13 protein-coding genes are annotated in these 10,333 nt (G+C 52.6%); 6 read left to right on the top strand and 7 right to left on the bottom strand.

Features of this window, described 5'->3' with window-relative positions:
* From OEY64_08185 to OEY64_08175, 3 genes are all read right to left on the bottom strand, one after another.
* Nucleotides 1-96, bottom strand: a 96-nt coding sequence (locus OEY64_08185) for a prepilin-type N-terminal cleavage/methylation domain-containing protein (protein MDH5542927.1), incomplete at its 3' end; no start/stop codon positions are given.
* Nucleotides 96-518 carry a type II secretion system GspH family protein gene (locus OEY64_08180; GenBank protein ID MDH5542926.1) on the bottom strand — a complete coding sequence of 141 codons (423 nt, stop codon included), beginning with the start codon at nt 516-518 and terminating at the stop codon, nt 96-98. The genes OEY64_08185 and OEY64_08180, both read right to left, overlap by 1 nt.
* On the bottom strand, nt 515-973 hold the full coding sequence (locus OEY64_08175) for a prepilin-type N-terminal cleavage/methylation domain-containing protein (protein MDH5542925.1): 459 nt from the start codon (nt 971-973) through the stop codon (nt 515-517). The genes OEY64_08180 and OEY64_08175 overlap by 4 nt, the downstream gene beginning before the upstream one ends.
* A gap of 239 nt (nt 974-1,212) precedes the next feature.
* Between OEY64_08175 and OEY64_08170 the strand changes: the two genes are divergently transcribed.
* Nucleotides 1,213-1,710 carry a rubrerythrin family protein gene (locus tag OEY64_08170; GenBank protein MDH5542924.1) on the top strand — a complete coding sequence of 166 codons (498 nt, stop codon included), beginning with the start codon at nt 1,213-1,215 and terminating at the stop codon, nt 1,708-1,710.
* 37 nt (nt 1,711-1,747) lie between these two features.
* On the top strand, nt 1,748-2,170 hold the full coding sequence (locus OEY64_08165) for a ferritin-like domain-containing protein (GenBank protein MDH5542923.1): 423 nt from the start codon (nt 1,748-1,750) through the stop codon (nt 2,168-2,170).
* A 48-nt stretch (nt 2,171-2,218) separates the two neighbouring features.
* On the opposite strand, the gene OEY64_08160 is transcribed toward OEY64_08165, so the two are convergent.
* Nucleotides 2,219-2,689 carry a hypothetical protein gene (locus tag OEY64_08160; GenBank protein MDH5542922.1) on the bottom strand — a complete coding sequence of 157 codons (471 nt, stop codon included), beginning with the start codon at nt 2,687-2,689 and terminating at the stop codon, nt 2,219-2,221.
* A 98-nt stretch (nt 2,690-2,787) separates the two neighbouring features.
* Here OEY64_08160 and tsaB point away from each other — a divergent pair, with 98 nt between their 5' ends.
* Genes tsaB through OEY64_08140 form a run of 4 tightly spaced genes read left to right on the top strand, consistent with a single transcriptional unit; the run spans nt 2,788 to nt 4,497 of the window.
* On the top strand, nt 2,788-3,474 hold the full coding sequence (gene tsaB / locus OEY64_08155) for a tRNA (adenosine(37)-N6)-threonylcarbamoyltransferase complex dimerization subunit type 1 TsaB (protein MDH5542921.1): 687 nt from the start codon (nt 2,788-2,790) through the stop codon (nt 3,472-3,474).
* 4 nt (nt 3,475-3,478) lie between these two features.
* Entirely contained in the window at nt 3,479-3,700 is a 222-nt protein-coding gene (locus OEY64_08150; GenBank protein ID MDH5542920.1) for a DUF465 domain-containing protein, read from the top strand.
* A gap of 40 nt (nt 3,701-3,740) precedes the next feature.
* Nucleotides 3,741-4,007: a zf-HC2 domain-containing protein gene (locus tag OEY64_08145; GenBank protein ID MDH5542919.1), complete on the top strand. Its 267-nt coding sequence runs from the start codon at nt 3,741-3,743 to the stop codon at nt 4,005-4,007.
* Between the two features lie 37 nt (nt 4,008-4,044).
* Nucleotides 4,045-4,497 (top strand): CoA-binding protein, encoded by a 453-nt coding sequence (locus OEY64_08140; protein MDH5542918.1) that lies wholly within the window; start codon nt 4,045-4,047, stop codon nt 4,495-4,497.
* Here the strand turns inward: OEY64_08140 and clpB are convergent.
* From clpB to OEY64_08125, 3 genes are all read right to left on the bottom strand, one after another.
* Entirely contained in the window at nt 4,494-7,088 is a 2,595-nt protein-coding gene (gene clpB / locus OEY64_08135; protein MDH5542917.1) for an ATP-dependent chaperone ClpB, read from the bottom strand. The genes OEY64_08140 and clpB overlap by 4 nt on opposite strands.
* Nucleotides 7,089-7,294: 206 nt before the next feature.
* The gene (locus tag OEY64_08130; GenBank protein MDH5542916.1) at nt 7,295-7,864 is read right to left on the bottom strand and encodes a hypothetical protein; all 570 of its coding nucleotides are present in this window, start codon (nt 7,862-7,864) and stop codon (nt 7,295-7,297) included.
* Nucleotides 7,861-10,293 (bottom strand): homocysteine S-methyltransferase family protein, encoded by a 2,433-nt coding sequence (locus OEY64_08125; protein ID MDH5542915.1) that lies wholly within the window; start codon nt 10,291-10,293, stop codon nt 7,861-7,863. The genes OEY64_08130 and OEY64_08125 overlap by 4 nt, the downstream gene beginning before the upstream one ends.
* Between the last annotated feature and the right edge of the window lie 40 nt (nt 10,294-10,333).

The raw sequence follows: 10,333 nt of genomic DNA, 5'->3' as shown, positions 1-10,333 counted from the left end.
GAGGCTCACCACCGAGAGTATCCCGATGATCATCAGAACCACCAGTATCTCAATCAGCGTAAAGCCGGATTGCCGCGACGCTTCAACCCTTATCATCAGTTATACACCCTGCTTTTCAGCATGCTCAGCGCCACGGAAGAGCCGGTCGACAGGTTTGTCGTAGTAGCGGTTATCCATAGAAAGTTGTCGTTGCCGGGCGTGCCGTCGGTCGGCGCAAAAGCGGAGTCGACGAACACAGCTTCAACGACTGTGCTGTATGCTGCGCCGCCGACTATTTCGGCAACCGCCTGTTTAGGGTAGCCCCCCGGCGAAGGCCAGAGCGTGTCGACGGCGTAACTCTCGTTCTCAAGGTGTCCACGGGCGACATACGATATCGCCGCCGATGAGGTCGCGCGCCCGATGCCGCTAACGGAAGTTATGTAAGGAGAAATTATGAACGGCAGGAGTATCCCTGTCATGAGGATTATGAGAACCATCTCAATGAGCGAAAAACCATCATCCCGCCATCTTCCTGTCACGGCAAGGTCACCTTCCCGGTGTATGGTTCAACGAAGATATCGCGGGATGTCGTCCCATCGGTGACCGTGATAATGCTCCTTGCCGAAATGCCGACAGGCTCGCCAAGGGAGTTGAAAACGAGTGGGCCTGACGCGACGACCGAGAGCCTTGGCCCTATATCCAGAAGATCCCTCGCCTTCCCTTTTCCGAAAAGGTAGCGCGAACTACCGGATACAAAATCGACGCTCAGGCTTCTGTTGCCGAGCATTGAATCCATCCTCGCGGTCGTGATGTCGTAGGCTACCGCGACGGCGGCGTTCCCGACATATCTGCCGCTGGAATTGAATATCGGCGATGCCACCGCGGCAAAAATGGAGATGACAAGGATGACGACTACAAGCTCGATAAAAGTAAATCCGTGATTTCGCTTTACCGGCAGATCGTTGCCGATATATTTTCGAATCCTCCCCGCCATCTATCCAGCTCCCCCCGACGAAACCCAATAAATACTCAAGACGATAAAAACATAGTATCACCGGAACGAGATGTTTTGAAGCTGTATGGCTCGCCGAAAAGGTGATGACATGGAAAGGAAAGCAAGCCCGCGCTTAAGCGGTTTCATCATCCCCCTCTATTTGGTAGAATCTGGGCTGAGAGACAGACAACCGGTACACGCGAGATCGAAATAAACCTGCATTGAAAGGAGATACTCATATGCCGACAACCGATGAGAACCTGCAAACCGCCTTTGCCGGCGAGAGCCAGGCGAACCGCAAGTACACGGCTTTCGCTCGAAAGGCCGACAAGGAAGGATTCCCGAACATAGCGAAACTTTTCCGCGCGACCGCCGAAGCGGAAACCCTCCACGCGCTTGGACATCTTGATTCCATGGGGGGAGTAAAATCGACCTCTGAAAATCTCAAGGCGGCCATTGAAGGCGAAACCTACGAATTTTCCGAGATGTATCCACCGATGCACAAACAGGCCGAGGCCGAGGGACACAAGAGCAAAACAATGTTCAAATGGGCCCTGTCGGCTGAGAAGGTGCACGCCGAACTTTACTCCAAGGCGCTTGAGGCGGTGAAGGCCGGAAAAGACCTTGATGTGGAGGTCTACCTCTGCCCCGCGTGCGGACATATAGAGTTCGGAAAACCTGCCGAGAAATGCCCGATTTGCGGCACCGCGCCGGAAAAATACATGCTCATCGGGTAAGGCGTTTTATTGCTGTCGATATACCGGAGGAAATGATATGGGCATTACGAAAAAGGAACTCCTGGCAAAACTGAACAAGGACCTTGAGTGGGAGTACGCCGCCTGCATACAGTACATACAGCACGCTTCCGTGATAACAGGGGCGAAATTCGAATCTATCAAAAAAGAGCTCCTCATTCACGCGCAGGAAGAGATGCAGCACGCGATCTCCCTTGCCGACCAGATAGACTACCTGGGTGGAACGCCGTCGGTTAACGTAGAGAAGATCGAGACTTCGGCGAACTCCGTGGAACTCCTCAAACAGGATCTGATGGGTGAGAAGCAAGCGATCGCTTCGTACAAGGAGAGGATAGCCGAGGCCGAATCGCTGAAAGAGTACGGATTGCGCCGCGCGCTGGAAGATATACTCATTCAGGAAGAGGAGCACGAAAGGGATATCAAGTCCGCTCTTGAGGATTAGCGAAGAAATATTTCGCGTACGCCTCCGCTGGGCTGAACTCCCGGCCAGCTAGAGCGAAGAGTGGTTGTATAGCAGGGCGCAGACGAAGGTGATCGCGCCGAAGATCAGGGCGGTCTTTTCAAGTTTCGCGGTCAGGGCGTTTACTTTGGCGAGCTTTTCCGTCTCCCCTTTTGATTTAAGCTTTTTCTTCACCCCTCTGAAGTAGAAATGGAGAAGGTTCGCGGCGGCAAGAGTGATTATCCCGCAAGTAATCTTCAAATGGAGAAGGGGCGAAGCGACGATCTCTTCCCACCTGACGGCGAAAAAAAATACCGCGGTGAGGGTCAGAAGGATGATCGAAACGTCAACTATGGGGTGCCATCTCCCCTGTATAACGGCGGCGGCCTGCATCTTTTCGTTTCCCGCCGGGATTTTCGAAAGCGCCGGATTTACCACGAGTTGCATGATGATCAGCGTCATGGCAAGGATGATGCCGGAAAGGACATGCACAAAAATCGCAATATCAAATAAATAATTCATATCCATGACAGATTATCTCCGAATAACCGTTTCAGCAACGAAAAAATCGTTTTTGAATAAATTGAACATGCCGGTTCCGGCTGTTAAAATAAGACAGGATGATAATAGTAGGAGTAAATACATCCACCCGCCGTGGAAGCGTCGCGTTGGTTTCAAATGGGGAGGTCGCAGACGAAGCCGATTCAGATTCCCCCGAATCCTTTTCGCGAACAATTCTTGTAATGATCGAAGATATCATTTCGCGAAACCACGGAATGCTGGAGGATGTCGAAGGATTCGGCATTGCGGTAGGCCCCGGTTCTTTCACCGGGATACGAATCGGCCTGGCGACACTTTCAGGCATCTGCCTTTCTCGGAATATCCCCGTTTTCGGGGTAAGCACGCTAGAGGCGATGGCCCTCTCATCTGGATATTCGGGGGACGGCGTTCTTGCGCCTATGCTGGATGCGGGGCAGGAGAACGTCTACTACGGCCTGTTCAAAAAGAATGGGGATGGCATAGAGCGCCTCTCCCCTGACAGCGTAGGGGTGATTGACGAGATAATAAGCGAGACAGGGAACAGCATTCTGGCTTTTGGAGAGGGGGCGGAGGTTTATCGGAAAAACCTGGAAAAAGCCGGCGTGAAGGTCGTTGAAGACACCTATCTTTTTTCCACTTCGGCGGGCGTGGCGCTCCTTGCCGAAAAAATGGGGGTTGCAAAGGCGGAAAGCGACATTTTCCGCATAAGGCCCAATTACATGCACCGCAGTTCAATCAATTATTTTCCATTAATATTGGAGGACTAAAGAAATGATGACGTCAATTCAGCAAAATCCTGCATTCGACACCCTTTACAAGGAGAATGAAGATTTTCGGGAACTTTATGACGAATATCTGTATCTAAAGAAAGAGACTGAAAAGCTGAATAAGCTGAAATCTATGACAGAGGAAGACCATAACCGAGTACATGAAATAAAGATAAGGAAACTCCAGATAAAGGATATCCTGGAAGCGATGACGAACAGTCAGTAGACCGCTTACCCCTTCCGGGGTGTCCGAATGAAGGGAAATTATGAAGGCTGACAATGACAACGGATGTAAAGGGCATACCCATGAAAATGGCGAATGTATCGAACTGCTTGGAAAGATGTCCGATTACGTAGACGAAGAGCTCGACCCCGGAACTCAAGCGAGACTAGAGAGCCACTTTCAGAATTGTCCACCGTGCCTTATGGTTTTACAGTCCCTTAGGAAAACCCTGGAGATTTTCAGGCGGAGAGACGATATAATCCCTCCTGAAAATCTTTCCGGGGAAATTCGTGAGAAAATCGGCGGCTAACCGGCAAACTCCCCTAAAAAAAAAGGAAACGTATAAGATGAGCGATGAAGAAAACGATAGTTGTGAATTTCCCGGACATCCGAACGACCCGGAACTGATAAAAAAGGTTATCACCTCCTACAAGACCATCGCCGTGGTCGGCATTTCAAAAAAACAGGAGAGGGACAGCCACATGGTCGCCGCCTATATGCAGAAAAATGGATACAGGATAGTTCCGGTGAATCCGACGGCTGATGAGATCCTCGGTGAGCGATGCTACCACACACTGGCGGATATCCCGTTTGAGGTCGACGTAATCGACATATTCAGAAAACCGTCCACGCTCCCTGCGCTGGCTGGCGAGATCCTTTCCATGAAGAACAAACCGAAGGCGGTATGGTTCCAAATAGGAGTAATCAATAACGAAGCTGCAAAAATGATCTCATCCGCCGGCATTGATGTGGTACAAAACCTCTGCATGAAGGTAGAACATATCCGTCAAACAGCCTAGACGCATGCCGTGGTGGCTACCTCCTCTTCAAACCGGATATTCCCATCCCCGGAAGTAACTATTACTCTCCCACCCTCGCCTATCTTCCCTTCGACTATCCGCAATGCCAGTTCGTCGAGTATCTCGTTTTGAATAACCCGCTTTAAAGGTCTCGCGCCGAAAGAGCGGCTGTACCCTTTTTTCGCCAAAAGTTCCGCGGCGCTCCTGTCAATTACAAGCTCTATCCCCTTCCCTTCCAGCCGTTCCCTTACCTTGCCAAGCTGGATGGAGACTATCTTTTCCAGCTCAGCCTCTTTCAGGTGCTGGAAGATTATTATGTCGTCTATCCTGTTGAGGAATTCCGGCCTGAAGTGAGATTTCAGCTCCTCATGCACACGCATTTTCTGCTCTTCGGAATCTTCGGTGTACTCCGCGATGTAATGCGAGGCGATGTTCGAGGTCATTATCACGACCGTATTGGAGAAATCTACGATGCGCCCCTTGCCGTCGGTCAGCCTCCCGTCATCAAGAAGCTGAAGCATGATATTGAAGACATCCGGGTGGGCCTTCTCTATTTCGTCGAAAAGAAGGACGCTGTAAGGATTTCTCCGAACCGCCTCGGTTAGCTGTCCCCCCTCTTCGTGCCCCACATAACCGGGAGGCGAGCCCACCATCCGCGCGACTGCGTGCTTTTCCATATACTCGCTCATGTCTATCCTTATAATCGCTTTCGTGCTGTTGAAGAGGAAGTTTGCCAGCGCTTTCGCAAGCTCCGTCTTTCCCACACCGGTAGGCCCGAGGAAAATGAAGGAACCTATCGGCCTCCCTTCTTCCTGTATCCCTGCACGGCTCCTTCGCACGGCGTTCGAGACCGCCTTTACCGCCGCTTCCTGCCCGACAACCTCTCTTGCTATCACGCTCTCCATCATCGAAAGCCTTTCACTCTCTTCCGAGATCATCCTCGCAACCGGTATTCCGGTCCAGCGCGATACGACCTTCGCTATATCTTCTCTTGTAACCTCTTCCTGAAGCGTTCCGCCATGCTCCCCACCTTTTGCGGCGCTTTCACGCGCGAAAGCCATCTTCTTTTCAAGATCAGGAAGCTCTCCGTACCTTATCTCCGCCACCCGCTGGAAATTGCTTTCGCGCTCGCACCGTATCGCCTCTTCCTTCAGCGCATCAAGCTCCCTTGTGCCGTTCTTCAAAATGTCTATCGCCTCTTTTTCGCGAAGCCACCGGAGCTCGTACTCTCTCCGCCCCTCATTAATGTCCGCGAGTTCCTTTTCGATCTCCTTCAGCCGTCCGCCGGACGACTTATCGGTCTCTTTCTTCAGAGCCTCGCGCTCTATCTCAAGCCTGCGCGAAACCCTCTCCAGTCTGTCGAGTTCCGCAGGTTTGGAATTCAGCTCCATCTTGAGACTGCTTGCCGATTCGTCTATCAGGTCTATCGCCTTATCCGGGAGGAACCTGTCCGGAACATACCTCGACGAAAGTTCCACGGCGGCAACTATCGCGTCGTCCTGTATCCGCACGCCGTGATGCGCCTCGTATTTCTCCTTTATGCCCCGCAGAATGGAGATAGCGTCCTTCACCGACGGCTCGTCTATCATCACCGGTTGGAAACGCCGTTCAAGTGCGGCGTCCTTTTCTATATACCTTCGGTATTCCTTGAGAGTTGTGGCCCCGATAGTATGAAGTTTCCCTCGCGCAAGCGCGGGTTTCAGCAGGTTCCCGGCATCCATGCTCCCGTCCTCGCCGACGCTCCCGGCGCCGACTATCGTGTGGAGCTCATCAATGAAGAGGATGATGTTCCCGGCGCTCTGCTCAACTTCCTTTATGACGGCTTTCAGTCGCTCCTCGAACTCCCCGCGGTATTTCGTCCCGGCAAGGAGGGAACCCATATCAAGCGAAAGAATCTTTTTATCCTTTATGTTCTCCGGCACGTCGCCATCGACTATCTTCCTTGCGAGCCCTTCCACTATCGCGGTCTTTCCGGTTCCAGGCTCCCCGGTAAGGACAGGATTGTTCTTTGTCCTTCTCGTGAGTATCTGCATTACCCGCCTTATCTCCTCATCCCGCCCGATGACGGGATCTATCTCCCCCCTGTATGCCAGCTCTGTCAGATCAAGACAGTATTTTTCCAGCACCCTGTATTTCCCCTCCGGATCCTGATCGGTCACCCTCTGGTTACCGCGGATAGAAGCGAGCGCCTCCAGAATTTCATCACGGGAAAATCCGATTATCTTCCGGCATGTTTCATCATCAAGCATCGCGAGAAAGAGATGCTCCACGCTGACGAATTCATCCTTCAGCTTTGCGCTCTCCTCTTCGCTCTTTTTCAAAAGAGCGTCACCCTCCGGCGAGAGGTATACCTGGCCGGAACCCGATATTTTCGGCAACCCTTCAAGCTTTTTTTCAACCTGTGAAAGGATGCTCTTCGCAGGCTTGCCGAGCTTCTCCAGAAGGAGAGGAACAGCGCCGTTCTCCTGCGCGGCAATCGCGTGCAAAAAGTGCAAGGGAGTGATCGCCTGATGCTGACGCCTCCCGGCGCTCTGCATAGCGGACTGCACCGCCTCGGATGCCTTTATCGTGTATTTGCTAAAGTCTCTCATGTATTTTTTCTAAGATTCGTTCCGGCTGGAGTCAAGGTATTGCGATTCAATTCCTGCAATTTGAGGACTTGTCCGGGAAAAATGAAAATCGTTCAGTTTTTTGTTTTGATGAAAATAGCCGGGGACATTTCGGAAAGCGGCAAACTGCTTTCCGCATATACTCCTTTAAAGGAGGGAGAATGCTCTACTTTATGTCTGGCGTTTGGCTATCGCGGGTTGTGGTAGCGGTGGGGTATTACGGCGGCAACCTTGAATTCAAACCGGTATACCTTCTCCCCTGTCGCGAGATTCACCGGGAGAATAACCCCGAAGGTCTTATCCCTGTTTAGCAGTGCCGCATCGGTTTCCTGATCGAACAGCGGAACTATCGACCATGTCCACTGCTCCTCCAGCTTTTCCACATTATCAACGGGAACTATCACGTTCTCCTCGGTGATCCCCGGCTTCAGAACCGTATCCTTTGCCTTGTCCATCCTGTTAGTAAAGAGGACTTCGTTGTTCGCCACCTTGTGCGAGGCGCCCTTGAAATCGATATACGCCACCTCCGACCACTTGATGTTCACATCGGAAGCAGACTTATTCGTTATGTATGCCTTAATCTTTTTCTCGGAAATGGCAAAGCGGAACGCGAGGTCGGAATCCTCGTGCATCCCCGAAGAGCTACTGGAAGGCTTCACCATCGCATATACATGAAAGTACCTGTACGAGGAAAAATCGGCGCAGGCGAAAAAGAGGAGAGAGAGCGCCGCAACCGGAAGATATCGCATGGACTTCATTTTACCAGAAGGCTCTCCGCCAGGCCCGCTACTTCGCCTACATCCTTGCCGTATCCGTCTGCCCCTATCTCGTCGGCGAACGACTTCGTGACGACCGCTCCGCCGACCATAACCTTGTATGGGAGTTTGCGTTTTTTCACTTCATCGATTATCTCCGGCATACGCACCATCGTGGTCGTCATTAGCGCCGAGAGCGCGAGTATATCGGCCTTGTGCTTTTCCGCCGCCTCGAAGATATCCTCCATAGGGACCGAGCGCCCCAGGTCGACAACCTTCCATCCGAAGTTCTCAAGCATTATACAGCAGACGTTCTTCCCTATATCGTGCACGTCACCCTTTACCGTGGCGAAAATGATAGTCCCCTTCTTCTCCACCGACCCGCCCGAAAGGAGTATCGGGGTGAGTATTGACATCCCCTTTTTCATCGTATCGGCGGAGGCGACCAGGTGCGGGATGAATTTCTTTTTAGCGCCGAAGAGATCCCCGAGCTGCCGTATGGCAGGAGTCATGATATCCATGAAAAGTTCAAGCGCCGGTATCTTCTCCTCCAGCGCCCTGTTTATCAGCGCGTGTATCGAATCTTTCTCCCCTTCAAGAACGGCGGAGTAGACCTCTTCCCGCGTCGTCATCTTCTTTTTCGGTTTCTCCTCCACATCGGAGCCGGCGGTCTTTCTCAGAGTGTCGGTACCATCACCCGATTCGTAATGCGTCGCGAACTCGATGTAGCTCTTGCACCCTTCATCCCGTCCCGTGAATATCGAGGCGGAGGCGACGGCCTTGTGCATCCCCGCCGAGTATGGATTTACTATCGCGGCGTCGAGCCCTTCGCCCATTGCCATGGCGAGGTAGTAGTTGTTTATCGACGGCCTGTCCGGTAGACCGAACGACGTATTCGAAATGCCGAGCGTGGTCGAACAGCCGAGCTCTTCCCTTATCATCTTCACGAGTTTGAGAGTCTCCCTTGCGCCATTCTGCATCGCGGAAGCGACAACCGCCAGACAGTCGAAAACTATATCTTCCCTCCTCATGCCAAGCGAAAGCGCGCGGTCGAGAATGGTCTTTGCGAACTGGAAACGCTTCTCTGCCGATTCAGGTATCTCTTCCCCCGCGCAGAGCGCCATCACAGCCGCGCCCGCCCTTTTCACCATAGGCAGAACGGCTTCGAGCTTTTCAGGCTCGGCGTTGACGGAGTTCACAAGCGCGCGCCCGCCGTAAAAGTCGAGGCCGGTTTCAAGGGCGTGATTATTCGAAGAATCTATGACCAGCGGCAGTCTCGTAACATTCTGCAAGGCGGTGATCGCCTTCCCCATCATCCCCGGTTCGTCTATAAGCGGTACGCCGACATTTACGTCGAGCGCCATGGCGCCGTTCTCTTCCTGCTCTCTGGCGGTGGCGAGCACCATGTCGAGCCGCCCTTCCTTGATCGCCTGCGAAAATTTCTTTTTACCAGTGGGATTTATCTTCTCCCCTATTTTCAGGAAAGGATGTCCCGCTCCGATCCAGACGACATTCGAGCGCGAGGCTATCACCACGCCGGTATGCCCGCTTCTGGGGGCTGGAGGTTTCCCTTTTACAAGTTTGCTTATCTTTTCTATATAGTCCGGCTTTGTGCCGCAACAGCCTCCGATGATGTTCGCTCCGAGATCGACGAACTTTCCGGCGTAACCGGCCAGGACATCGGACGACTCCTTGAATACTGTCTGTCCCTTCTCCATCACCGGCAGACCTGCGTTCGGCTCTACCATTATCGGGAGTTTTGTGGACTTGCCGAGCCTTTCGATAACCGGGAGCATTTCGTCCGGGCCGGTGGAGCAGTTCACACCTATAACGTCCACGCCGAGACCTTCCATGACAGCGGCGGCCGCTTCGGGCGTCGTCCCGGTATCGGTAAGCCCGCCAGCGGAATATGTCATCGAACAGATGAGAGGGATATCCTTGCGGAAATCGTTGCACGCTATGATGGCGGCTTTTGCCTCCATGAGGTCGAACATTGTTTCTATTATCAGGAGATCGCAACCAGCCTCGACAAGCGCGGACGCCTGCTCGCTGAATATCGCAATAGCTTCCTTGAAGGATACGTCACCTATTGGAGCTATCATTTTGCCCGAGGGACCCATCCCGCCGGCAACGTACGCCTTGTCCCCTACCCCTTTGCGCGCGTTCGCGACGGCGGCGTGATTTATTTCACGTACTTTTCTTTCAGCGTCGTAGTCGGCAAGCCTCGGAGATGTCGCGCCGAACGAGTTTGTAATAACTATCTGTGATCCCGCGTCGAGGTAGGTCTTGTGAACCTTGGCTATCAGATCAGGTCTCTCAAGATTCCAGAGGTCGGGGGCGTATCCGCTTGGGAGTCCTTCCGACTGGAGGAATACCCCCATCGAGCCGTCGATTATCATTACCTCCTTGCGGAGTCTGTCCATGAATTTCATAAGTGGCTCATTCTACCCTTTTTGGGTTGGTTGCAAAACC

This window comes from Nitrospinota bacterium (assembly GCA_029881495.1).
Taxonomy (GTDB): Bacteria; Nitrospinota_A; UBA7883; order JACRGQ01; family JACRGQ01; genus JAOUMJ01.
Note: the sequence above shows the minus strand (reverse complement) of the source record. Positions and strands in the feature narration are given on the sequence as shown.

What these genes read in the sequence shown, in the direction of transcription:
- OEY64_08160 (MDH5542922.1), bottom strand. Translation starts at nt 2,689, where the DNA reads ATGAATTATTTATTTGATATTGCGATTTTTGTGCATGTCCTTTCCGGC.
- OEY64_08150 (MDH5542920.1), top strand. Translation starts at nt 3,479, where the DNA reads ATGATGACGTCAATTCAGCAAAATCCTGCATTCGACACCCTTTACAAG.
- clpB (MDH5542917.1), bottom strand. Translation starts at nt 7,088, where the DNA reads ATGAGAGACTTTAGCAAATACACGATAAAGGCATCCGAGGCGGTGCAG.
- OEY64_08140 (MDH5542918.1), top strand. Translation starts at nt 4,045, where the DNA reads ATGAGCGATGAAGAAAACGATAGTTGTGAATTTCCCGGACATCCGAAC.
- OEY64_08145 (MDH5542919.1), top strand. Translation starts at nt 3,741, where the DNA reads ATGAAGGCTGACAATGACAACGGATGTAAAGGGCATACCCATGAAAAT.
- OEY64_08170 (MDH5542924.1), top strand. Translation starts at nt 1,213, where the DNA reads ATGCCGACAACCGATGAGAACCTGCAAACCGCCTTTGCCGGCGAGAGC.
- OEY64_08175 (MDH5542925.1), bottom strand. Translation starts at nt 973, where the DNA reads ATGGCGGGGAGGATTCGAAAATATATCGGCAACGATCTGCCGGTAAAG.
- OEY64_08125 (MDH5542915.1), bottom strand. Translation starts at nt 10,293, where the DNA reads ATGAAATTCATGGACAGACTCCGCAAGGAGGTAATGATAATCGACGGC.
- tsaB (MDH5542921.1), top strand. Translation starts at nt 2,788, where the DNA reads ATGATAATAGTAGGAGTAAATACATCCACCCGCCGTGGAAGCGTCGCG.
- OEY64_08165 (MDH5542923.1), top strand. Translation starts at nt 1,748, where the DNA reads ATGGGCATTACGAAAAAGGAACTCCTGGCAAAACTGAACAAGGACCTT.
- OEY64_08130 (MDH5542916.1), bottom strand. Translation starts at nt 7,864, where the DNA reads ATGAAGTCCATGCGATATCTTCCGGTTGCGGCGCTCTCTCTCCTCTTT.